General features: G+C 60.0%; 22 protein-coding genes and 1 pseudogene. 12 read left to right on the forward strand and 11 right to left on the reverse strand.

What is annotated here, in order from left to right; genetic code table 11:
* Positions 1-49: 49 nt before the first annotated feature.
* From OH720_RS05025 to guaA, 3 genes are all read left to right on the forward strand, one after another.
* Positions 50-598 carry a sugar ABC transporter ATPase gene (locus tag OH720_RS05025; protein WP_180205861.1) on the forward strand — a complete coding sequence of 183 codons (549 nt, stop codon included), beginning with the start codon at positions 50-52 and terminating at the stop codon, positions 596-598.
* A gap of 115 nt (positions 599-713) precedes the next feature.
* Positions 714-2,183, forward strand: a complete 1,470-nt coding sequence (gene guaB, locus OH720_RS05030; RefSeq protein ID WP_095193736.1) for an IMP dehydrogenase — start codon at positions 714-716, stop codon at positions 2,181-2,183.
* 99 nt (positions 2,184-2,282) lie between these two features.
* A complete protein-coding gene (gene guaA, locus OH720_RS05035) occupies positions 2,283-3,860 on the forward strand; it encodes a glutamine-hydrolyzing GMP synthase (protein WP_008057764.1) in 1,578 nt (525 codons plus the stop codon).
* Positions 3,861-3,930: 70 nt separating this feature from the next.
* Here guaA and OH720_RS05040 read toward each other — a convergent pair whose 3' ends face one another.
* The gene (locus tag OH720_RS05040; RefSeq protein WP_272604780.1) at positions 3,931-6,993 is read right to left on the reverse strand and encodes a membrane-targeted effector domain-containing toxin; all 3,063 of its coding nucleotides are present in this window, start codon (positions 6,991-6,993) and stop codon (positions 3,931-3,933) included.
* Between the two features lie 206 nt (positions 6,994-7,199).
* Between OH720_RS05040 and OH720_RS05045 the strand changes: the two genes are divergently transcribed.
* Together OH720_RS05045 and tadA are read left to right on the forward strand one after the other, a co-directional pair.
* A complete protein-coding gene (locus tag OH720_RS05045) occupies positions 7,200-8,576 on the forward strand; it encodes a multicopper oxidase family protein (protein WP_272604781.1) in 1,377 nt (458 codons plus the stop codon).
* Positions 8,576-9,073: a tRNA adenosine(34) deaminase TadA gene (gene tadA / locus OH720_RS05050; protein WP_047538171.1), complete on the forward strand. Its 498-nt coding sequence runs from the start codon at positions 8,576-8,578 to the stop codon at positions 9,071-9,073. The genes OH720_RS05045 and tadA overlap by 1 nt, the downstream gene beginning before the upstream one ends.
* Positions 9,074-9,197: 124 nt before the next feature.
* On the opposite strand, the gene cmoB is transcribed toward tadA, so the two are convergent.
* The 8 genes from cmoB to OH720_RS05090 form a co-directional block, all read right to left on the reverse strand.
* Positions 9,198-10,154, reverse strand: coding sequence for a tRNA 5-methoxyuridine(34)/uridine 5-oxyacetic acid(34) synthase CmoB (cmoB, locus tag OH720_RS05055; RefSeq protein ID WP_180205872.1), 957 nt, complete (start codon positions 10,152-10,154; stop codon positions 9,198-9,200).
* Complete coding sequence (gene cmoA, locus OH720_RS05060) at positions 10,151-10,894, reverse strand: carboxy-S-adenosyl-L-methionine synthase CmoA (protein ID WP_272604782.1); 744 nt, start codon at positions 10,892-10,894, stop codon at positions 10,151-10,153. The genes cmoB and cmoA overlap by 4 nt, the downstream gene beginning before the upstream one ends.
* A 156-nt stretch (positions 10,895-11,050) precedes the next feature.
* On the reverse strand, positions 11,051-11,686 hold the full coding sequence (locus OH720_RS05065) for a lysoplasmalogenase (RefSeq protein ID WP_272604783.1): 636 nt from the start codon (positions 11,684-11,686) through the stop codon (positions 11,051-11,053).
* 2 nt (positions 11,687-11,688) lie between these two features.
* Entirely contained in the window at positions 11,689-12,081 is a 393-nt protein-coding gene (locus tag OH720_RS05070) for a protease inhibitor I42 family protein (protein ID WP_272604784.1), read from the reverse strand.
* 139 nt (positions 12,082-12,220) lie between these two features.
* On the reverse strand, positions 12,221-12,679 hold the full coding sequence (locus tag OH720_RS05075; protein WP_272604785.1) for a hypothetical protein: 459 nt from the start codon (positions 12,677-12,679) through the stop codon (positions 12,221-12,223).
* Positions 12,680-12,859: 180 nt separating this feature from the next.
* Positions 12,860-15,277: an endopeptidase La gene (gene lon, locus OH720_RS05080; RefSeq protein WP_272604786.1), complete on the reverse strand. Its 2,418-nt coding sequence runs from the start codon at positions 15,275-15,277 to the stop codon at positions 12,860-12,862.
* A 166-nt stretch (positions 15,278-15,443) separates the two neighbouring features.
* Positions 15,444-15,947 carry a L,D-transpeptidase family protein gene (locus OH720_RS05085; protein ID WP_008057785.1) on the reverse strand — a complete coding sequence of 168 codons (504 nt, stop codon included), beginning with the start codon at positions 15,945-15,947 and terminating at the stop codon, positions 15,444-15,446.
* 125 nt (positions 15,948-16,072) lie between these two features.
* Positions 16,073-16,624 (reverse strand): NUDIX hydrolase, encoded by a 552-nt coding sequence (locus tag OH720_RS05090; RefSeq protein WP_272604787.1) that lies wholly within the window; start codon positions 16,622-16,624, stop codon positions 16,073-16,075.
* A 147-nt stretch (positions 16,625-16,771) separates the two neighbouring features.
* Between OH720_RS05090 and OH720_RS05095 the strand changes: the two genes are divergently transcribed.
* The 4 genes and pseudogenes from OH720_RS05095 to OH720_RS05110 all read left to right on the forward strand — a co-directional run.
* Positions 16,772-17,371 carry a CoA pyrophosphatase gene (locus OH720_RS05095; RefSeq protein WP_008057788.1) on the forward strand — a complete coding sequence of 200 codons (600 nt, stop codon included), beginning with the start codon at positions 16,772-16,774 and terminating at the stop codon, positions 17,369-17,371.
* Between the two features lie 55 nt (positions 17,372-17,426).
* The gene (locus OH720_RS05100; RefSeq protein WP_272604788.1) at positions 17,427-17,951 is read left to right on the forward strand and encodes a gamma carbonic anhydrase family protein; all 525 of its coding nucleotides are present in this window, start codon (positions 17,427-17,429) and stop codon (positions 17,949-17,951) included.
* The gene (locus OH720_RS05105) at positions 17,948-18,163 is read left to right on the forward strand and encodes a DUF1289 domain-containing protein (protein ID WP_272604789.1); all 216 of its coding nucleotides are present in this window, start codon (positions 17,948-17,950) and stop codon (positions 18,161-18,163) included. Before OH720_RS05100 ends, OH720_RS05105 begins: the two co-directional genes overlap by 4 nt.
* A gap of 142 nt (positions 18,164-18,305) precedes the next feature.
* Positions 18,306-18,593: pseudogene (locus tag OH720_RS05110) on the forward strand (preQ0 transporter); the annotation flags it as partial.
* A 94-nt stretch (positions 18,594-18,687) separates the two neighbouring features.
* Here OH720_RS05110 and OH720_RS05115 read toward each other — a convergent pair.
* The gene (locus OH720_RS05115; RefSeq protein ID WP_272604790.1) at positions 18,688-19,941 is read right to left on the reverse strand and encodes a transporter associated domain-containing protein; all 1,254 of its coding nucleotides are present in this window, start codon (positions 19,939-19,941) and stop codon (positions 18,688-18,690) included.
* A 12-nt stretch (positions 19,942-19,953) separates the two neighbouring features.
* Complete coding sequence (locus tag OH720_RS05120) at positions 19,954-20,766, reverse strand: cytochrome C assembly family protein (RefSeq protein WP_032831493.1); 813 nt, start codon at positions 20,764-20,766, stop codon at positions 19,954-19,956.
* Positions 20,767-20,961: 195 nt separating this feature from the next.
* On the opposite strand from OH720_RS05120, the gene ffh reads away from it, so the two are divergent.
* The 3 genes from ffh to rimM all read left to right on the forward strand — a co-directional run bounded on the left by ffh (position 20,962) and on the right by rimM (position 23,381).
* Complete coding sequence (gene ffh / locus OH720_RS05125; RefSeq protein ID WP_008057801.1) at positions 20,962-22,338, forward strand: signal recognition particle protein; 1,377 nt, start codon at positions 20,962-20,964, stop codon at positions 22,336-22,338.
* A gap of 249 nt (positions 22,339-22,587) precedes the next feature.
* Positions 22,588-22,839: a 30S ribosomal protein S16 gene (gene rpsP / locus OH720_RS05130; RefSeq protein ID WP_003198088.1), complete on the forward strand. Its 252-nt coding sequence runs from the start codon at positions 22,588-22,590 to the stop codon at positions 22,837-22,839.
* Positions 22,840-22,844: 5 nt separating this feature from the next.
* Positions 22,845-23,381 (forward strand): ribosome maturation factor RimM, encoded by a 537-nt coding sequence (rimM, locus tag OH720_RS05135; protein WP_008057803.1) that lies wholly within the window; start codon positions 22,845-22,847, stop codon positions 23,379-23,381.
* Positions 23,382-23,389 lie beyond the last annotated feature (8 nt).

The following is a 23,389-nucleotide window of genomic DNA, read 5'->3' on the forward strand; positions in this document are numbered from 1 at the left end:
TGGGCTTAAGCTGCCGGGCTTCTTTCAAAGCGTTACAGCAGGCCGCCCCATGAATTCCCAAAGCATCATTGTCCCGAAAATCTCCACGCTGCCGGTGCATGAGCCACGGGCCCGGGCGATCGTGCGTTGGCTGGTGCGCAAGAACATCATCAACGAAGAGCTGACCACCTGTGGCCGCACCGGCAATCGCATGGGCCACGCCATCGCCGACGGTGCCAGGGCCGTGGTCCTGCATCCGCAAGCCTTGCCGTTCGGCGAGCCGGTCAATGGCCTGGAGATCGTCACCAAGCGCTGCATCTATACGCCGGCCAAGGGGTTTCTTGGCGAGGCCGGTTGCGCCGAGTGCCGCAAAGAAATCGGCGAAGCGCTGTTTGAAAGCCTCGAAGACTGGATGCCCGGGCGCACCGACAACTTCACCTGCCCCGAATGCGGGCATGAAGACGACATCAACGGCTTTCTGTTCCTGCAGGAGTGCGGTTTTTCCAACCTGGGGTTCATTTTCAACAATTGGGCAGAGGCGGGGTTCAAGCAGAGCTTTCTCGATGAATTTGCCGATTGGCTGGATCAACCCGTTAGTTGGGTGAAAGTAGAGCTTTAGGTAGAAAACCCCCCGTCGATCACCGCATCGATAATAGACAGAGTTTTACATTGAACCCGAGGGGGTGTGTGACTATAATGGCGCGCTTCCATTTTCCCGCTCGGGAGCCCCCGCGATGCTGCGTATCAGCCAAGAAGCTCTGACATTCGACGACATTCTCCTAGTGCCCGGTTATTCCGAGGTGCTTCCTAACGAAGTCAGTCTCAAGACCCGCCTTACCCGTGGCATCGAGCTGAATATTCCACTGGTTTCCGCCGCCATGGACACCGTCACTGAAGCCCGTCTGGCAATCGCCATGGCTCAGGAAGGTGGTATCGGCATTATCCACAAGAACATGACCATCGAGCAGCAAGCTGCCGAAGTCCGCAAGGTCAAGAAGTTCGAAGCCGGCGTCGTCAAAGACCCGATCACCATCGAGGCTGATGCCACGGTGCGTGACCTGTTCGAACTGACCCGCCTGCACAACATTTCCGGCGTTCCGGTACTGCACGATGGCGACCTGGTCGGCATCGTCACTTCCCGTGACGTGCGTTTCGAAAACCGCCTGGACGCCAGTGTCCGTGAAGTGATGACGCCTAAAGAGCGCCTGGTCACGGTCAAGGAAGGCGCCGACAAGAACGACGTTCGCGAGCTGCTGCACAAGCACCGCATCGAACGCGTGCTGATCGTCGACGACAAGTTCGCCCTCAAAGGCATGATGACCGTCAACGACATCGAAAAAGCCAAGGCTTACCCGCTGGCCAGCAAGGACGATCAAGGTCGTCTGCGCGTGGGCGCTGCCGTCGGTACCGGTAAAGACACCGGTGACCGCGTTGCCGCCCTGGTCAATGCCGGCGTTGACGTGGTGGTGGTCGACACCGCCCACGGTCACTCCAAAGGCGTGATCGACCGCGTTCGCTGGGTTAAAGAAAACTTCCCTGAAGTGCAGGTGATCGGCGGCAACATCGCCACCGGCGCTGCCGCCAAGGCCCTGGCCGAAGCTGGCGCTGATGCAGTCAAGGTCGGTATCGGCCCTGGCTCGATCTGCACCACCCGTATCGTTGCTGGTGTCGGCGTGCCGCAAATCAGTGCCATCGCCAACGTCGCCGCTGCCCTTGAAGGCACTGGCGTACCGTTGATCGCCGACGGCGGCATCCGTTTCTCCGGTGACCTGTCCAAGGCCATCGTGGCCGGTGCTTCCTGCGTGATGATGGGCTCGATGTTCGCCGGTACCGAAGAGGCGCCAGGCGAGATCGAACTGTTCCAGGGCCGTTCGTACAAGGCTTATCGCGGCATGGGGTCGCTGGGCGCCATGTCCCAGGCCCAGGGTTCCTCCGACCGTTACTTCCAGGACTCCTCGGCCGGCGCCGAGAAGCTGGTTCCGGAAGGCATCGAAGGGCGTGTGCCGTACAAGGGCACCCTGAGCGCCATCATCCATCAACTGATGGGCGGCCTGCGTTCTTCCATGGGCTACACCGGTAGCGCCAACATCGAAGAGATGCGCACCAAGCCTGAGTTCGTGCGGATCACCGGCGCTGGCATGGCCGAGTCCCACGTCCACGACGTGCAGATCACCAAGGAAGCGCCAAACTACCGCGTAGGTTGAGCCTTCAAGTAAAAAGTTAAGCAACCGGGGCTGTATTATTCAGCCCCGAGTTGTTTCTGAATCACGACTGTTTCTGAATGACTTAGACGAGACTGAATCATGGCCCTCGATATTCACGCCCACCGCATCCTGATCCTCGACTTCGGTTCCCAGTACACCCAGCTGATCGCCCGCCGCGTGCGTGAAATCGGCGTGTACTGCGAACTGCACCCGTTCGACATGGATGACGAAGCGATTCGCGAATTCGCGCCAAAAGGGATCATCCTCGCCGGCGGCCCCGAGTCCGTACACGTCGCCGACAGCCCTCGCGCACCGCAAGCGGTGTGGGACCTGGGCGTGCCGGTCTTCGGTATCTGCTACGGCATGCAGACCATGGCCGAGCAACTGGGCGGCAAGGTTGAAGGTTCCGAACTGCGTGAGTTCGGTTACGCCCGTGTCGACGTGGTTGGCAAGAGCCGCCTGCTCGACGGCATCGAAGACCACATCGACGCCGACGGCCTGTTCGGCCTCGACGTGTGGATGAGCCACGGTGACAAGGTCACCCGCATGCCGGAAGACTTCCACATCCTGGCCAGCACCCCGAGCTGCCCGATCGCTGGCATGTTCAGCGACGAGCGTCGCTACTACGGCGTGCAGTTCCACCCGGAAGTGACCCACACCAAGCAGGGCGGTCGCATCCTGTCGCGCTTCATCCTCGACATCTGCGAGTGCGAAGCGCTGTGGACCCCGTCGAAGATCGCTGAAGACGCCATCGCCCAGGTTCGCGCCCAGGTCGGCACCGACAACGTACTGCTCGGCCTGTCCGGCGGTGTTGACTCCTCCGTGGTTGCCGCGCTGCTGCACAAGGCTATCGGCGACCAGCTGACCTGCGTCTTCGTCGACAACGGCCTGCTGCGCCTGCACGAAGGCGAGCAAGTGATGGCCATGTTCGCCGAGAACATGGGCGTCAAGGTGATCCGCGCCAACGCCGAGGACCAGTTCCTCGACAACCTGGCCGGCGAGTCCGACCCTGAGAAGAAGCGCAAGATCATCGGCCGTACCTTCATCGACGTGTTCGATGCCCAGTCCAACAAACTGGAAAACATCAAGTACCTGGCCCAGGGCACCATCTACCCGGACGTGATCGAGTCGGCTGGCGCGAAAAGCGGCAAGGCCCACGTGATCAAGTCGCACCACAACGTGGGCGGCCTGCCGGAAGAGATGAACCTCAAGCTGGTTGAACCGTTGCGTGAGCTGTTCAAGGACGAAGTCCGTCGTCTTGGCCTGGAACTGGGCCTGCCGTACGACATGGTCTACCGTCACCCGTTCCCGGGCCCGGGCCTGGGCGTGCGCATCCTGGGTGAAGTGAAGAAGGAATACGCCGACTTGCTGCGTCGCGCCGACCACATCTTCATCGAAGAGCTGCGCAAGGCCGACTGGTACCACAAGGTCAGCCAGGCGTTCGTGGTGTTCCAGCCGGTGAAATCGGTTGGCGTGGTTGGCGATGGCCGTCGTTACGCCTGGGTCGTGGCCCTGCGTGCCGTGGAAACCATCGACTTCATGACCGCGCGTTGGGCTCACCTGCCTTACGAACTGCTGGAAACTGTCAGCGGCCGCATCATCAATGAAATCGAAGGCATCTCCCGCGTCACCTACGACGTGTCGAGCAAGCCGCCAGCGACGATCGAGTGGGAGTGATCCCGGTCTGACTGATCGCCTGTAATACCTCAAGGGCCCCGTGAATGCGAATTCACGGGGCCTTTGCGTTTCAGGCCGCTACAGAGGGCAGCCGCCCTTCCAGCGTCAGGCCCATGCGGTTGAGTGCGTGGGCAAGGCTGATCAGATTTGCGTAGGTGACCTGATGCACGCCGGCCCAGGCAGGGCGGTCGACCCGAAAGCCGCTATCCATCGTTCGCTCGATTGTCGTTCGCACAATCTGGTTGGTGCGGCTGCGATGAATCAGCGTGAAGGAATCCTGCGACCGTTCAATGGTGAACATGCCCTGACGAAACAGCAGGTGATCGATCTGCTCGGGTGTTCGTTGGATGAACGGCGTCGGCATCTGCAGGCTGATGTCGGCATAAAGGGTGTCGGTATTACCGCGCATCGGGCCAAGTCCCCCCGCAATCTCATGGCCGACTTCGATGCCTTGGTCGATGTCCAGGTGCAGGCTCTGCTCGGGTTGCACTTCTTCGATGCGCAAACCGATACCCCCCTCCGTTTCGCTGATGCCGGCCATTCCCCTGAACGTGTTGGTACTTTCCTGGTCGGTGAGTACCAGCCATTTTGTGCCGCCGTTGCGGGCTTGAGTGGCTTGCATGATGCTGTGGGTGAGGTAGGTCTTGATGGATTGCCGTGATCTGAGGCCCATGGTCGTGTCTGTATAGCGATAACTTGCCAGGCAGTCGGTGGCCTGGATTCGAATGCCGTTCTGTTGGGCCGTTTTGACGACCTCCAGCGGCGTGAACTGTCCCGCAGGATCGCCTGGCAGCTTTTTCAGGTATATCTCCAGCATGCCATGCATCTCCCCGGTCTCGGCGAAGTTGTTCAGGTCGACTTGGCTGAAGTCGTTGAGCAGACGATGCATGTAGAGTGTCTTGACGCCTTTCCGGGCAAACGTCGGCATGTTTTCGATCAGGAAGCGCATGCTGGCAATGCGATCCTGACTTTCTCCAACCACCAGGCCGGGCGCTGCGTCGAATATCTTCTCGATGAGTTCGGTAACGGTTGTGGATGGCGTGATCACGGGCTGGACCGGCCGGGGCGGCAGCGATGCAAAAAAGTCCTTGGGCGTCTGGAATGCGGTTGCATCCCTGACCAGCATTGTGCGACGCCCGGCAACATATTGTTCATAGGAGGAGACCCCTCTGATTTGCCCTCCATGCATGCTGACGATTTTTATATGGGTTTCCGGTTCTCCCAACGCCATGGAGTTCAGTGAGCGGCCGTTGGGGGCATCGTAGCGGGTCAAGTGAGTGAGATCCTTCACTTTGGGCAGCACCGGAGCCGTGGGCTGCGATGGTCCGGGAACAGGCTCGCTGGGGCCAGGCTTGCCAGAGGCAGGCTTGCTGGGGCCTTTACCGCCGGCGGTCAAACGAAGTTTCGGAGCCAGTTCCCATTCACCCTCGGCATTCAGGCGTACCGGAATCGAGCCCGTAAAGGCGTTGGGGTTTTGCGGGTCGATGATGGCCCAGGTGCCGCCGCCGTTGACGTCAGCCTCGTAACGCACGTAGTAAGCCTGTTCGTTGATCAGGATGGCGTTGGGAGGGTTTGAGTCCAGGGTGTAGATACCCTGGTATTTCCCGCTGGTGGCCATGGGGTAGCTTTCGAGGAGTTCATTGCTTTGCCAATGCTCTGGCACTTCAATGGCATCCCCGGTCTCGTCGGGCAGGGTCGGTAATACATCAGGTTGCAGAGGATCCTCCTCTGGTTCATCGGTCGCGCGCGTTTCCGCGGTTTCCTCCGGGTCGAGCGTCTTGTCCAGGTCCGCCGCTTCAGCTTCAGCCGCAACCCCGGCTTCGTCCAACACACTCGCTTCCCTGAGCAGCGGAATATTGAACAGCACATTGATGCCAGCGAGCACCGCGCCAATCACGCCTGCCTTGCGCTCCGCCGCCGTTCTGCCATTGACCGCCTTGTCGATGTTCAAACCCATCGCGGCGATGCTGGCCCCGATCACGGGCAAGGCGATGGGCCAGCCGAGAACCGCCAGCGGGCCGAAGACCTTCAGGCCGACAGTCAGATAACCCAGCCACAGGTGTTCGCGCATTTGCCCATTGGTCACCAGGGTCAGATTGGCTTCTTCCAGCATCGCGCCTTGCACGGCCCGGCTTTGCCAGGTGAACACGTCGCCGCTGACGGTGATGTTTTTCTGATTGATCAGGTGGTGATCGTATTTTCCCCAGGTGCCGACCAGCTGGTTCATCAACGGGGTGATGTCGTCGTGGATCGCCTTGCGCACCGACAGCGGGAAATGGCTCATGAATTCGGTTCGGGCCTGCTCTTCGTTCATCTGCAGCAGCATCCACCAGTGCATGTCGGTGGGCGTCGGGTGCACGTGGAAAGGTGTGGCTGCGCCAGGTACGTAGGTGATCTGCCGACCGTTGCGGTCGACGATGCGCAGGATGTCGGTGGCGACATGGCCTGCGACATCCAGCGCACAGACTTGCAGGTCCGCAGGCACGGTGTTTTGCGCCTGCAGGGTCGTCAGGGTCATAGGCCAGGGCGTGTCGCCGACGGCGGCCCTGACGACGGTCTGGAAATCGTCTTCCCCCAGTTGCCCGCTCTCGCACGCCTCGATGGCTTTACTGAGGTAGTTACACTTGGCCAGGGCCCGGTAGTCATCGAAATGCGTGGCCCAGAATGCATTGAATTTGCTCAGGTAGCGGTCACTGAGGTTCAGCTCCCACAGGTCGGCGAGCACTTTGCTGGGGTACATCCGCACTTCATTGGTTTCGTTGTAGATACTGGCGTTTGCATCGGCGGTGTAGAACCCGCCATTGCTGTTCAGTTCGAGGGCGTCGTCCTGGTCGGTCACGCGAAACCGATGCATCACCAGTTGCGTCAGCGTGAACGACTCACAGGGTTTGGGCGCATGTTCCCAGCCCAGGAAAGTCTTGTTGCTGCTGGCCGTGACGTTGTCGAACCGATGCCACCAGACCTGATCGGGGTCGTGGCCGGTGATGCCGTGTTTTTTCAGGATATCACTGGCTACCGCATGGGCTTCCTCTTGCAAGCCGGGGCACTCTGTCACAACGACAGGCGCAATGAGCCTGAGTGTTTCCTGGTCGGCGGCATTGCTTGATGCGGGGGTGTTTTGTTCGCTGGACATGCTCTCGCTCCTTGAGAAATGGGCAGTGATGATTGCCTGCTTCTCTGCAGGAGGTGCACTACATAGTTATGCATGGATGAACGGTCAGCGTCGATCAAGCTGTGACCAGTCGCCGCGCCACCCTTACTGTTTCCCAACCGCAGGTGTATCGTATTCGCCTTTTGCAGGCCATAGGCCTGTCGCTGATACGTGAGGTAGTTGAGTTCATGTCTTTCACCCGTCGCCAAATCCTCGGTGGCCTGGCCGGTCTTGTTGTCGTTGGCGTGGGAGCGGGCGGCGCATCGCGTTACTGGCTGGGCAAGATGGCCGACGCCGATGCGGGTCACGACTATGAGCTGATTGCTGCGCCGCTGGATGTCGAACTGGTGACGGGGCACAAGACCGAAGCCTGGGCGTTCGGCCCGTCGGCACCGGGAACCGAATTGCGCGTGCGCCAGGGTGAATGGCTGCGGGTGCGTTTCATCAACCACTTGCCGGTGGCGACCACCATCCACTGGCATGGCATTCGCCTGCCGCTGGAGATGGACGGTGTGCCTTACGTGTCGCAGTTGCCGGTATTGCCCGGTGAATACTTCGATTACAAGTTTCGCGTGCCCGATGCCGGCAGCTACTGGTATCACCCGCACGTGAGCAGCAGTGAAGAGCTCGGTCGCGGGCTGGTCGGCCCACTGATCGTCGAGGAGCGCGAGCCGACCGGCTTCAAGTACGAGAAAACCTTGAGCTTGAAGAACTGGCATGTCGATGAGCAGGGCGCTTTCGTCGACTTCAGCATTCCTCGCGAAGCCGCCCGCGGCGGTACGGCGGGGCGCCTGTCGACCATCAACGGTGTACCGCAAGCGGTCATCGACTTGCCTGCCGGGCAGATCACCCGCGTGCGCCTGCTCAACCTCGATAACACCCTCACCTATCGCCTGAATATCCCGGGTGTCGAAGCGCAGATCTACGCACTGGACGGCAACCCCATCGAACCGCGACCGCTGGGCAAGGAGTACTGGCTCGGCCCGGGGATGCGTATTTGTCTGGCGATCAAAGCACCGCCGGCGGGTGAAGAATTATCCTTGCGTAACGGCCCCGTTCGTTTGGGCACATTGCGCTCCGTGGCCAACTCCGACGCGCCGACTGCATGGCCTGCGGCACTGCCTGCCAACCCGGTGGCCGAACCGGACCTGGCCAATGCCGAGAAACTCAACTTCAATTTCGAATGGGTGGGGTCGGTGTCAGTCAACGTCGACAACGGCAAGCCGCCAAGCCTGTGGCAGATCAACGGCAAAGCCTGGGACATCACCGACAAGACCTGCGCCGACCGCCCGATTGCCAAGCTGGAAAAGGGCAAAAGCTACATTTTTGAATTGAAGAACATGACTCAATACCAGCATCCGATTCACCTGCACGGCATGAGCTTCAAAGTCATTGCTTCGAACCGCCATAAGGTCATCCCGTACTTCACCGACACCTATTTGTTGGGCAAGAACGAGCGTGCGCAAGTGGCGCTGGTGGCGGATAACCCTGGGGTGTGGATGTTCCATTGCCATGTGATCGATCACATGGAAACCGGCCTGATGGCCGCCATCGAGGTGGCGTGATGCGTCAGATTCGTCCCGCGGCGATCATCGACCGCAGCCGAGATCGCGACTTCATGCGCGAAGCCCTGGCCCTCGCAGCACAAGGCGCGGCGCTGGGTGAAGTGCCGGTGGGCGCGGTGCTGGTGCAGGACGGTGAAATCATCGGCCGTGGTTTCAATTGCCCGATCAGCGGCAACGATCCGAGCGCCCATGCCGAGATGGTCGCGATCCGTGCTGCCGCCCAGGCCGTCAGCAATTACCGCCTGCCGGGCAGCACGCTGTATGTGACGCTGGAACCGTGCAGCATGTGCGCGGGCCTGATCGTGCACTCGCGGATTGCCCGGGTGGTGTATGGCGCGCTGGAGCCCAAGGCCGGGATTGTGCAGAGCCAGGGACAGTTTTTCACCCAGGGCTTTTTGAATCACCGGGTGTTGTATGAGGGTGGGGTGTTGGCGGAGGAGTGCGGGGCGGTGCTGAGCGAGTTCTTCAAGGCCCGACGTGCGAAACCTTCAGACTAATCACCAACCCCTGTAGGAGCGAGCCTGCTCGCGATGGTGTGTCAGTCGACATCAACGTATCTGACACTCCATCGCGAGCAGGCTCACTCCTACAGGGGATCTCCATTGACAGCGAGATCGGGGTTTATTTGCGGGCGACGATGACGGCCCGCATCGGCGCCGGCAGCCCTTCAATGGTCTTGCTGTGGTCTTCGGGATCGAGGAAGTCGCTCAGCGACTGATACTTCATCCATTCCGTCCCGCGCTGCTCTTCAACCGTGGTCACGCTCACGTCCACGCACTTCACATCGGTGAATCCGGCACGACGCAGCCACAACTCCAGCGCCGGTACCGACGGCAGGAACCACACGTTGCGCATCTGCGCATAACGATCCTCCGGCACCAGCACCTGATGTTTGTCGCCTTCGACCACCAGGGTTTCGAGCACCAGTTCACCGCCCTTGACCAGGCAATCCTTCAGCGCCAGCAAGTGCTCGATCGGCGAGCGACGGTGGTAGAACACACCCATGGAAAACACCGTGTCGAAGCCCTCGAGGTTCGGCGGCAGGTCTTCGAAAGGGAATGGCAGGTGCCAGGCATTCGGCTCGGACAGGTAACGTTGCACCGCCTGGAACTGGCAGAAGAACAGCCAGTTCGGATCGACGCCGATCACGCTGTCCGCACCGGCACCCAGCATGCGCCACATGTAGTAACCGTTGCCGCAGCCGACATCGAGGATGCGCTTGCCCTTCAGGTCCAGGTGCGGTGCGACGCGCGACCACTTCCAGTCCGAACGCCATTCGGTGTCGACGTGAACGCCGAACAGATCGAACGGCCCTTTGCGCCACGGCGACAAACCCATCAATGCCGTACGCATCTGCGCACGGGTTTCATCGTCGCAATCGGTGTCCAGCGTCAAACCGTTCAACAAGTCGACTTCGCTCGGCTGAATCTTCGGCAAAGCGTCCAGCGCGCTCTGCCAGCGCTCCAGGTCGCCGTGACCCTTTTCCATTTTCTTGTCGAGTTGATGCTGCAGGGTGTTGGCCCAATCGGCCAGCGGTGTGCCAGCCAGGCGGCGGGCGAGGGGAGACAGATCAATCATGGCAAGGCAATCAACGAGGCAAAGTTAAGACATTGGAACCACGGCACGACTTTCGAGAACCCTGCGGCCAACAGGCGTTCGCGGTGTTCTTCGAGGCTGTCGGGCTTCATGACGTTTTCGATGGCGCTGCGCTTCTGGGCGATTTCCAGTTCGCTGTAGCCGTTGGCGCGCTTGAAGGCGACGTGCAGGTCGGTGAGCAGCGCGTGCTCCTGCTCGTCTTCAAAGCGCAGTTTTTCCGAGAGAATCAGTGCACCACCGGGCAACAGGGACTGGTGGATGCGCGACAGCAACGCGCTACGCTGATCCGGAGCAATGAATTGCAGGGTGAAGTTCAGCGCCACCACCGAGGCGGGCTTGAATTCGAGCGCGAGGATGTCGCCTTCGACCACTTCCACCGGCAGCAACTCCTGGAACATCGAGTCCTGGCCGTTCAGGTATTCACGGCATCGCTCGACCATCGCCGCGGAGTTATCCACAGCGATGACGCGGCAGCCGTCGGTGCGCACATGTCGACGTAGCGCCTGGGTCACTGCACCCAGCGACGCGCCGAGGTCGTAGAGCACGCTGTTGGGCTGGGCGAATTGCGCGGCGAGCACGCCGAGGTTTTCGACGATGGTCGGATAACCTGGCACCGAGCGCTTGATCATGTCCGGGAACACCCTCACCACGTCCTCGTTGAAGGCGAAGTCAGGCACCTGGGCCAAAGGCTGGGCGAAAAGGCGATCGGATTCTTTGCTCACGGCGGTTCCGGCGGTGTCGGTGGAAAAGGCCGGCATTTTAGCCAAGTTGGCGCGGGGATGCGCGGGTTGTCTGATAAACCGGTGGGGCTGATGCCTTGCTCGTTCCCACGCTCTGCGTGGGAATGCCGCCCGGGACGCTCCGCGTCCCTTCGCGATCTAACGCGGTTTCTGATCGAACGCCGATGCCGTGATGCCCCATTGCCCCAACCAATAACTGAGGATGATCACGTACGGCGCGGCATCAAACGGCGCCACAAAGCGGCTAATACCAATCACGCTATCGGAAAACACAAACGCCACGGCCCCGGCTCCTGCAAGCAGCGCCGAACGCTTGGGTACGTCAGTGCCGAGTCGCGCCAGCGCCCGCCAGAGCATGGCGCTGATCGCCAGGCCATAGACGATCACAGGAATCAGCAATGGCCCCAGTCCGTGGGCAATCAGTATCCCCAGCAGCACCGCGCCAACACCCAGGGCGATGATCAGCGGCAACATGGCCAGTCGCCTGCAATCGCTCAAATAAGCTTTCAGATAGGCCAGATGGGCAACGAGGAACGCCCCGAGCCCGAACACAAACAAATCCCCCGGCCATGCCAGCAACACGTCGCCGAGCAGGGAGAAAATCAATCCAAGGCTGATCCAGCGTCGATAGTCACTGGGCGGCGCATCATGCAGCCAGCCGAGCAGGGCGAGGACAGGCAGCGGCTTGACCAACAGGCAAAGCAGCGCAGCGTGCACGCTCAGGCCATAAAGAAACGTCACTGCGCCCATCAGCGCCAGAATCAGCCAGCCCACGGTCAGTTCACCGAAATGGCGCAGTCGAAGGCATCCGCCGGCAGCACTTCCGGTGCCCAAGGTTGTTGCGAGGTCAGGCGCAAACGTCCCGTGCCAGGGGCGAACGCCTGGAAGCGCCAGGTCGAAACACCGGCAGCTCCCACGACGCCGGCATCTTCCGGGTTGCTGTAGACCTCAGGGCTGAGCGCGCGCAACACGCCACCGGCCGAATCCTGGATCGACCAGCGGTAACCCGTGGTCGGATTGCTCGGCAGGGTCAGGATCAGGTTTTGCCCGCTGGTGAGTTTTACCGGGCATTCGCTTTGTTTTTCCACGGTCACGTTGTGCGCAGGTTGCGTGGCGCAAGCGGCCACCAAGGTGAGAGCGAGAGGGACAAACAGGCGAGTGGGGGACATAGGCTCAGTGGCTCCGGCGTTCACGACGAACGGCGAGCATAACTGAAGATGAGACAAAGTGTGACAGCACCGACGCCTTCGCCGGCAAGCCGGCTCCTACCTACAGGAGCTGGTTTGCCAGTGAAAGCGGTGGTGCATGTCAGGCTTCCAGAGAGAAAGCAAACTTGCCTTCGGATACAAACTCACGCTGATCCTTGTCCTTGAAGCTGACATGGAATGTGCCGCAGTAGTCTTGCTTGTTGGCGTTCACAGTCAGGTCCATTTCGCCCTCGAATGCCCAGTAACTGGTGTAGCTCGGGAAGTTTTCAGTCAAGGCGATTTCTATCAGTTGATCTGGAGAGTTTAATTTGTAAGTGCCGGTTTCGATGTGTCTAGGCAGATAGATATCAAAAGCACGATCTTCAGGGGTGTTCTTTTCCCCAGCTTTGAAAACGGCCAGGATTTCTCGGGAACCGACGCTGGTGTAGAACTCTTCGGAGTTGAAATCATTACGGTCTTGAATGGTGGCACTCAAGCAGTTTTTCTGACAGCACTGGCGGAACTTCAATTCAACATTAATGCGGCTGTCGACACGACTTCTTCGTTGCTGGATATCCATGGAACCTGTCTCTTCAAGGATTATTTGAGCCTTGAATGTACGGCCTGCGAACGGTCTGAGCTACTATTTGAATTGACAGGTTTTAACGGCGTTTAATGACAGATTATGTATGTTGTCAGGCGTGAATATGACAATGGCCAGACAACTTGTCTGGCCATGTCGGTGTTGCGCTATATCCGCTTAAAACAAAACTTTTGCCACATCCGCAAAGCGCTTGGCAAAGTGCACGGTAATCCCTTCCTTCAGATAATCCGGCAATTCTTCGAAGCTTCCACGGTTAGGCTCCGGCAAGATCAATTCGAAAATCTTCTGCCTCCGCGCCGCAATCACCTTCTCACGCACCCCGCCAATCGGCAGTACATGCCCGGTCAACGTCAGCTCGCCCGTCATGGCCACACCTTTTTTCGGCGGCTGGTTGCGTGCCAGGGACAGCAGGGCGCTGGCCATGGTTACGCCGGCGCTCGGGCCGTCTTTCGGGGTGGCGCCTTCCGGTACGTGCAAGTGCACGAACGCTTCGTCGAAGAATTTCGGATCACCGCCAAACGACTTCAGGTTGGAACTGACGTAGCTGTAGGCAATTTCCGCAGACTCTTTCATCACGTCGCCCAGTTGCCCGGTGAGCTTGAAGCCGCGATTGAGGGTATGTATGCGCGTGGCTTCGATCGGCAGGGTCGCGCCACCCATGCTGGTCCACGCCAGACCTGTGATCACTCCGGTGCCGGACAGTACTTGCTCGTTACGGAACACGGGCTTGCCCAGCGACGATTCGAGGTCTTTTGGACCAATCTTGATCACTGCTTCTGGATCGTCGAGCAGCTTAACTACGGCTTTGCGCACCAGTTTTCCGAGGTTTTTCTCCAGCTGACGGACCCCGGCTTCACGGGCGTAACCGTCGATCAGCGTCTTCAACGCGCTGTCGCTGATGCTCAGGCTGCCTTTTGACACGCCGGCCTTTTCCAGTTGCTTCGGCCACAGGTGGCGTTTGGCGATGGCGACTTTTTCTTCGGTGATGTAACCCGACAGGCGAATCACTTCCATCCGGTCCAGCAAGGGGCCGGGAATCGAATCCAGGGTGTTGGCGGTGCAGACGAACAGCACTTTGGACAGGTCCAGGCGCAGGTCCAGGTAATGGTCGAGGAATTCGACGTTCTGCTCCGGATCAAGGGTTTCCAACAGCGCCGACGCCGGGTCGCCTTGATAGCTTTGCCCCATCTTGTCGATTTCGTCGAGCATGATCACCGGGTTCATCACTTCGACGTCTTTCAGCGCTTGCACGAGTTTGCCCGGCATCGCGCCAATGTAGGTACGGCGGTGGCCCTTGATTTCGGCTTCGTCACGCATGCCGCCGAGGCTGAAGCGGTAGAACGGCCGGCCGAGGGATTCGGCGATGGATTTGCCGACGCTGGTTTTACCCACGCCCGGCGGCCCTACCAGCAGCACGATGGAGCCGCTGATTTCGCCCTTGTAGGCACCCACCGCGAGGAATTCGAGGATGCGGTCCTTGATGTCGTCGAGGCCTGCATGGTGGTTGTCCAGTACCTTGCGCGCGTGCTTGAGGTCGAGTTTGTCCTCGCCGTACACGCCCCAGGGCACCGATGTCGCCCAGTCGAGGTAGTTACGCGTGACCGCGTACTCCGGCGAACCGGTCTCGAGGATCGACAGCTTGTTCATCTCTTCTTCGATGCGCTTCTGCGCCTGCGACGGCAACACCTTGCCGGTCAGCCGTTGCTCGAATTGTTCGATGTCGGCGCTGCGGTCGTCCTTGGTCAGCCCCAGCTCCTGCTGGATGACCTTGAGCTGCTCCTTGAGGAAGAATTCGCGCTGATGCTCACCGATCTTGCGGTTAACTTCGGCGGAAATCTCTTTTTGCAGGCGCGCGACCTCGACCTCCTTGCGCAGCATCGGCAGGACTTTTTCCATGCGCTTGAGCATGGGCACGCAGTCGAGCACTTCCTGCAGTTCGCTGCCGGTGGCCGACGTCAGTGCGGCGGCAAAGTCGGTCAACGGCGATGGATCGTTGGGGCTGAAGCGGTTGAGGTAGTTCTTCAGCTCTTCGCTGTACAGCGGATTGAGCGGCAGCAGTTCCTTGATCGCATTGATCAGCGCCATGCCGTAGGCCTTGACCTCGTCGGTCGGCTCGGTGGGCTGGTGCGGGTATTCGACTTCCACCAGGTACGGCGGGCGATGGTGCTTGAGCCAGGTCTTGAGGCGCACACGGGTCAGGCCCTGGGCGACGAATTGCAGTTTGCCGTTTTCGCGACTGGCGTGGTGCACCTTGACCAGGGTGCCGTACAGCGGCAGGGCCGAGGTATCAAAATGGCGCGGGTCTTCCTGTGGCGTGTCCATGTAGAACAGGGCCAGGGAGTGATGCTCGGATTTGGCGACCAGGTCGAGGGTTTCCGCCCAGGGCTCTTCATTGACGATGACCGGCAGGACCTGGGCCGGGAAGAAGGGGCGGTTGTGAATCGGGATGATGTAGACCTTGTCCGGCAGGTTCTGGCCGGGCAGGGCAAGCCCCTTGCCTGGGGTGTGGTGTTCGGCGTTTTCCGGGTCGGCGTATTCGCTGGGGTCTTCGGGGAATGCTTGCTGGTCGCTCATGGGGCACCTGCACAATGGGGTATGGGTCTTAGATGGGGCAGGCCTCTGGTGGTTTCAATGGGGGAGGGGATATTCGGGGAGCGTTCAGGATCGGGACAGGTAGTGTGCATCTGCCTGTTGCAGGCAGCGTAGCGTTCCCAAGGCATGGGAACGCTCAACGATCATATTAAGGACGAATCTCGATCATCGTGCCGTCCGGCACCAGGTTCCAGATTTCGCGCATGTCCATGTTGCGCATGGCAATGCAACCGTCAGTCCAGTCCAGGGTGTGGAACAGGTGCTCGGGGTTTTCTTCGGTGTCCGGGGTGCCGTGGATCATGATCATGCCGCCGGGATCGACACCTTCACGCCGTGAGCGCGCGGAATCGGTGATGTTCGGGTAGGAAATGTGCATCGCCAGGTTGAATTTATCGCTGACCTTGCGCCAGTCGATCCAGTAGAAACCTTCTGGCGTGCGTTTGTCGCCTTCCATCAGCTTTGGCCCTAGGGGCCGTTTGCCCAGGGAAATGCGATAGGTCTTGACCGGCTTGCCGTCATTGATCAATTGCAATTGATGGGCAGACTTGAGAACCAGGATTTTCTCGATGACCTTGCCGTCCAGGGGCTCCATGGCAGTAGCCTGGGACACCGTGACGAACGACAAGCAGAACAGGGCAAGCAACCAGCGCATTGAAACGATTCCCCAGGAGGTGTCGCGACCATATATCTATTTATAGGTGTTTTTGCAGGCGCTGCCGAAGGTCCGGGCCGAGTTCGGACGATCTTTGCGCGCCTGGCGATGATACCAAGATGACATCAAGTGATGACAGGCTGAACCAGCGGCGGGATCGATTCGGACCGCACGGGGTAGACCTCGGTCCGCCGGTCAGCGAAGAAGCATTCTAAGGTACGGCCCACCGTGCGGAAAGCCAGCTCGTCCCAAGGAATGTCGGCTTCGTCGAATAGTTGCACTTCCAGGCTCTCTACACCGGCGGCAAAATCCAGGTCCGCCAGCTCGGCGCGGAAGAACACATGCACCTGACTGATGTGCGGTACATCGATCAGCGTATAGATGCTCAGGTTGCGTACTCGCGCACAGGCTTCCTCGGCGGTCTCGCGAATGGCCGCCTGCTCGATGGTCTCACCGTTTTCCATGAAGCCGGCGGGCAGGGTCCAGTAACCACGGCGCGGCTCGATGGCGCGGCGGCACAACAGGACCTGGGTGCCCCAGGTCGCCACGCAGCCGGCGACGATGTTGGGGTTCTGGTAGTGAACGGTGTGACAGCTGTCGCAGACAAAACGCAGGCGCGAATCGCCCTCGGGAATGCGTTGGGTCACCGGGTTGCCGCACTGACTGCAAAATTTCATGCTTGGGTTCCTGAATGCTGCGCCTATCTTGGCGTGCGGCGGTGGCTGTCGGCAAGTTGTCGTTTCGCGACATGCCACTGTCCGGGGGGTTGGGCGACCGAAGCGATTGGTGCATGATGCAGGGTAAGGCACTGATCGAGAACACTCATGCTGGACGAGCTACTGCATCGGGTAAGTCACCACACACCGCGCACGTTGGAGACCGACCGACGTTTCCCAGAGGCTGCCGTCCTGGTACCGATCACTCGCAGTGACGAGCCGGAGCTGGTATTGACCTTGCGCGCCAGCGGGCTGTCGACCCATGGTGGCGAAGTCGCCTTCCCCGGTGGTCGCCGCGACCCCGAAGACCCCGACCTGGTATTTACCGCCCTGCGCGAAGCCGAAGAAGAGATCGGCCTGCCACCGGGCCTGGTCGAAGTGATCGGCCCGCTGAGCCCGTTGATCTCCCTGCACGGCATCAAGGTCACGCCTTATGTCGGGGTGATTCCGGATTTTGTCCAGTACCGGGCCAACGATGCCGAGATCGCCGCCGTGTTCAGTGTGCCCCTGGAGTTCTTCCGCAAGGACCCGCGCGAGCATACCCATCGTATCGATTACCAGGGACGCAGTTGGTACGTGCCGAGCTATCGCTATGGCGAATTCAAGATCTGGGGCCTGACGGCGATCATGATCGTGGAGTTGATCAATCTGCTCTATGACGCGAAAATCAGCCTGCACTTACCGCCTAAAAGCTTTATCAATACCTGAAGCCATCACTCGAATGGCCTGAACACGCCGCTGCCTGAGCCCTGAGGACAACAAGATGAAATACCGCCTGGGCGACGCCCGTGTCGAGACCCATCCACAGAGCTGGGTCGCTCCCAATGCCGTGCTGGTGGGCAGGGTCAAGCTGGAAGAGGGCGCCAACGTCTGGTTCAACGCCGTGCTGCGGGGCGACAACGAGCTGATCCTGATCGGCAAGAACAGCAACGTCCAGGATGGCACCGTGATGCATACCGACATGGGTTACCCGCTCACCATCGGTACCGGCGTGACCATCGGCCACAACGCCATGCTGCACGGCTGCACCGTGGGTGACTACAGCCTCATCGGTATCAATGCGGTGATCCTCAACGGCGCGAAAATCGGCAAGAACTGCATCATCGGCGCCAATTCGTTGATCGGCGAAGGCAAGGAAATTCCGGATGGTTCGTTGGTCATGGGTTCGCCCGGCAAGGTAGTACGCGAGCTGACCGAACAGCAGAAAAAGATGCTGGAAGCCAGCGCCGCCCACTATGTGCATAACTCACAGCGGTATGCCCGCGACCTGGCAGAGCAGGAAGAATGAACACTCCAGAACGCCCGGTGGCATCGCCCTGCGTGAATATTTGCGCACTGGACGACGATGACATTTGCACGGGCTGTCAGCGCACGGTTGAGGAAATCACCCGCTGGAGCCGCATGACCAACGACGAGCGCCGCACCGTGTTGGGGTTGTGCCATGAGCGGGCCAAGGCCAGTGGGTTGGTGTGGATGATTGGAGCAAAGCCGAAGAACTGAGGTATGGCCATCGTAGGAGCGAGCCTGCTCGCGATGGACTCAAGAACACCGCGGGGAACCAGATTCCCCGCGTTATCGTTAACGACCATCGCGAGCAGGCTCGCTCCTACAGTATCCTGTGCGAAATTTGACAGGTACTTCCATGCTCTTTCTGATCGCCTATATCAGCAGCGTCGTGCTGATCAACTACGCCTTCTCCACCGCCCCGGACCTGGACATCATCTGGTCGGCCTGGGGCGGCCTGGTGTTCGTGTTGCGCGACATGGTGCAGACCCGCTTCGGTCACGGTGCGATCGCGGCGATGCTGGCGGCGCTGGTGTTGTCCTATATCACCTCTGATCCCTCCATTGCCCTGGCCAGCGCCACGGCATTTGCCGTGTCGGAGTGCATCGACTGGCTGGTGTTCAGCATCACCCGGCGCCCGTTGCATGGAACTTGCGGTGTGCGGGGTAAGCACGGGGCGGCGAGGCTTGGGTAAGCGGCTCGATTATAGGAAGGTGGCTAACGATTCAACAAGTGCAAATCTAGCGGATGGGTAACGCAGCGGGCGACGGGTTGGTATGCCAAATCAGCACCCGGGTAACACGATTGTCCTCGGTCTCGAGGATTTCCAGGCGATAGCGGCCGATTTTCAGGCATACCGGACAGTCCGGGATAGTTTCCAGCGCTTCGGTCACCAGGCCGTTCAGGGTTTTCGGGCCGTCGCTGGGCAGGTGCCAGCCCAGGCTCTTGTTCAGGTCGCGGATCGAGGCGGCGCCGTCGATCACCAGGCGCCCATCGGCCTGTGGATGGATATGCGGGTTGTCCTGGCTTTGCTGGCTTTCGAATTCGCCGACGATTTCTTCGAGAATGTCTTCCAGGGTGACGATGCCCAGCACCTCGCCGTATTCGTCGACCACCATGCCCAGACGCCGCTGTTGCTTGTGGAAGTTCAGCAGTTGCAATTGCAACGGGGTGCTTTCAGGGACGAAATAGGGTTCGCGACAGGCTGCCAGCAATGCTTCCAGGGTCAGGCTGCCGTCGGGGAGCAAATGGGCGATCTGCCGGGTATTGAGCACTGCTTCGACCTGGTTGATGTCGCTGTGGAACACCGGCAGGCGCGTGCGCTGGTTGTGGCGCAGTTGCTCGATGATCTCTTCGATTGGGTCGTCGAGGTTGATCCCGTCGACTTCGCTGCGTGGCACCAGGATGTCGTTGACCGTGATGTTGTCCAGCGCATGGATGCCCGGCAGCGCGTGCGTGCGGCTGACGGCATGCTCGTGATGGCCGTGAGGGTCGTGCCGCAGCGGCACTGGCTCGTCTTCGCTCTGTTGCACGACGTTGGCTTTGCGGGCAAACGGGCGCATCAGCAATTGGCTGATGGCGTTGAGAAGCCATGCCGCCGGGTAAATAAGCTTCAGGGGTATGGGCAACAAGTTGTTGCCCAAGGCGAGGATCGCGTCCGGATGACGAGCTGCGAGGGCGCGGGGCAGGTAGTCGGCCAGGATCAACAGCAGGGCACCCGCGCCCAGGCACGCCAGCCACGGGCCGTTTTCGGCCCAGGTGAAAATCGCCAGCAAGGTGCAGATGACCAGCACCAGTGCGCGGCACAGGGTATTGCAGAAAATCAGGCTGACCAGGGGGAAGCTCAACCGGGCCAGCGGTTTGTCGCTGGCGCGCGAGGCTGTACGCTGGGCCAGCAAGTGCTGCTGCGCGGCTTCTATGGCAGTAAACAGGCCCGACCACAAGATCAGCAAGGCCACTACTGCAAGCATCGGCCCTATGGGCAAGTCGTCCATTATTGCCGCCCGTCAGATGTGCAGGATGTATTCACGAACCAGCTTGCTGCCGAAATACGCCAGCATCAACAGGCAGAAACCGGCCAGGGTCCAGCGGATGGCCTTGTGACCGCGCCAGCCAAGGCGGTTGCGGCCCCAGAGCAGCACGCTGAAGACGATCCAGGCCAGGCAGGCCAGCAAGGTCTTGTGCACCAGGTGCTGGGCGAACAGGTTGTCGACGAACAGCCAGCCGGAGATCAGCGACAGTGACAGCAGCGTCCAGCCGGCCCAAAGGAAGCCGAACAGCAGGCTTTCCATGGTTTGCAGCGGCGGGAAGTTCTTGATCAGCCCCGACGGGTGCTTGTGCTTGAGTTGATGATCCTGGAGCAGCAGCAACAACGACTGGAACACGGCGATGGTGAACATGCCGTAGGCGAGGATCGACAGAAGGATGTGGGCGAGAATGCCGGGTGCTTCGTCGATGATCTGCACGGTGCCGGCGGGGGCGAACTGCGCCAGCAGCGCGGTCAACGCGCCCAGGGGGAACAGCAGGAGCAGCAGGTTCTCCACCGGTATTCGTGAGCAGGCCAGAAGCGTCAGGGCGATGACCGCGGCGGCAATCAGGCTGGCGGCGCTGAAAAAATCCAGGCCCAGGCCAATCGGCGTCAGCAGGTGGGTGACAAGGCTGGCGCTGTGGGCCAGCACCGCCAGCACGCCGAGCGTAACCAGCAGGCGCTTGTTGGCCTTGGCGCCGGTGGCCAGGCGAGTGCCTTGATAGAAAGTCGCAGCGGCGTATAAGCAGGCGGCGGCGAGGGTAGCAAGCAAACTGGGTGACAAGGGGAGCATAAGTCCTGTTAGGCAAGCCCGAAAGGCGCTGAGTTTGGCATAGAACCCACGCGACACGAAAGTGCGAGGTGTCCGCCAGACGCAGTCTTCGCTATAATCCGCGACCTGCCCACGCCGCAGGCTCGCCGAGCACACGTTTAGTCCGGTCTGGGCCGCCATTATCCCGGTCTACACAGGGCCTGAAAGGATCGCGCAATGTTTGAAAACTTAACCGACCGTCTCTCGCAGACGCTGCGCCACGTCACCGGCAAGGCCAAGCTGACCGAAGACAACATCAAAGACACCCTGCGCGAAGTGCGCATGGCGTTGCTCGAAGCCGACGTCGCCCTGCCGGTGGTCAAGGACTTCGTCAATTCGGTCAAGGAACGCGCTGTCGGCACCGAGGTGTCGCGCAGCCTGACGCCGGGCCAGGCCTTCGTGAAGATCGTCCAGGCCGAACTCGAAAGCCTGATGGGCGCCGCCAACGAAGACCTGAACCTGAGCGCCGTGCCGCCAGCGGTCATCCTGATGGCCGGTTTGCAGGGTGCTGGTAAAACCACCACCGCCGGCAAACTGGCGCGCTTCCTTAAAGAGCGCAAGAAAAAGTCGGTCATGGTCGTGTCCGCGGACGTTTACCGTCCAGCGGCGATCAAGCAGCTGGAAATGCTCGCCGGTGAAGTCGGCGTTACCTTCTTCCCGTCCGACCTGAGCCAGAAGCCGGTCGCGATCGCGCAAGCGGCTATTAAGGAAGCGAAACTCAAATTCATCGACGTGGTCATCGTCGATACCGCCGGTCGCCTGCACATCGATGAAGAGATGATGGGCGAGATCAAGGCGCTGCATGCCGCGATCAACCCGGTCGAAACATTGTTCGTGGTCGACGCCATGACCGGCCAGGATGCCGCCAACACGGCCAAGGCCTTTGGCGATGCGCTGCCACTGACTGGCGTGATCCTGACCAAGGTCGACGGCGACGCCCGCGGCGGTGCTGCCCTGTCGGTACGTGCCATCACCGGCAAGCCGATCAAGTTCATCGGTATGGGCGAGAAGAGCGAAGCGCTCGACCCGTTCCACCCTGAGCGTATCGCCTCGCGCATCCTCGGCATGGGTGACGTGCTCAGCCTCATCGAGCAGGCGGAAGCGACCCTCGACAAGGACAAGGCCGATAAGCTGGCCAAGAAGCTGAAGAAGGGCAAGGGCTTCGACCTCGAAGACTTCCGTGACCAGCTGCAACAGATGAAGAACATGGGCGGCCTCGGCGGCCTCATGGACAAGCTGCCGAACATGGGCGGTGTGAACCTGGCGCAGATGGGCAACGCCCAGAGCGCGGCAGAGAAACAGTTCAAGCAGATGGAAGCCATCATCAACTCCATGACCCCGGCCGAGCGCCGCGACCCTGAGCTGATCAGCGGTTCGCGCAAGCGTCGTATCGCCATGGGCTCCGGCACCCAGGTGCAGGACATCGGTCGCTTGATCAAGCAGCACAAGCAGATGCAGAAGATGATGAAGAAATTCTCCGCCAAAGGCGGAATGGCCAAGATGATGCGCGGCATGGGCGGTATGTTGCCCGGCGGCGGCATGCCAAAAATGTAAAGAATTCGCGCAAGGGCTTGCTCTTGCGCAGCCCACACGGACGTGGGATTCACAGCAAACCCGCACTTGGCGGGAGCTGACTGGCCGTTTTCACCGACGGCTCTATAGCAAATCTGGATGGCAGCCGAAAGGCCGCCGGAAAAAGTCATTTGCAAAAGTCCGGATATTCCTTAGAATATGCGGCCTTTCGGGCACCTATGCCCGCTGTGCCTTTAGATTTGCAGCACCGACTACAGGAACGATGTTCACATGCTAACAATCCGTCTTGCCCTTGGCGGCTCCAAAAAGCGCCCGTTTTACCACCTGACCGTAACCGACTCCCGCAACCCGCGTGACGGTTCCCACAAAGAACAGGTTGGTTTCTTCAACCCTGTTGCTCGTGGTCAGGAAGTTCGTCTGTCCGTGAACCAAGAGCGCGTAGCCTACTGGCTGAGCGTTGGTGCACAACCTTCTGAGCGCGTTGCTCAGTTGTTGAAGGAATCTGCTAAGGCTGCGGCCTGAGCAATATGAACGCGACGCCAGCTGCTGCTGATGATTTGATCGTTATCGGCAAGATTTACTCGGTTCACGGCGTTCGCGGCGAAGTGAAGGTGTATTCCTTTACTGATCCGATTAAGAACCTGCTGGATTACAAAACCTGGACGCTCAAGCGTGACGGCAATGTAAAGCAGGTAGAGCTGGTCAGCGGACGCGGGAACGACAAGTTCCTGGTCGCAAAGCTCAAGGGTCTCGATGATCGTGAAGAAGCTCGTCTTCTGGCCGGTTATGAGATCTGCGTGCCGCGCAACCTGTTCCCTGAACTGACCGACGGCGAGTACTACTGGTACCAGCTGGAAGGTCTCAAGGTCATCGACACCCTCGGACAACTGTTCGGGAAGATCGATCACCTGCTGGAGACCGGCTCGAATGATGTAATGGTGGTCAAGCCTTGCGCTGGCAGCCTGGATGATCGCGAACGCCTGTTGCCCTATACCGAGCAATGCGTGTTGGCCATCGACCTGGTCGCGGGCGAGATGAAGGTGGATTGGGATGCGGATTTCTAAGCGTGGCT

It is taken from the genome of Pseudomonas sp. WJP1 (genome assembly GCF_028471945.1).
GTDB lineage: Bacteria > Pseudomonadota > Gammaproteobacteria > Pseudomonadales > Pseudomonadaceae > Aquipseudomonas.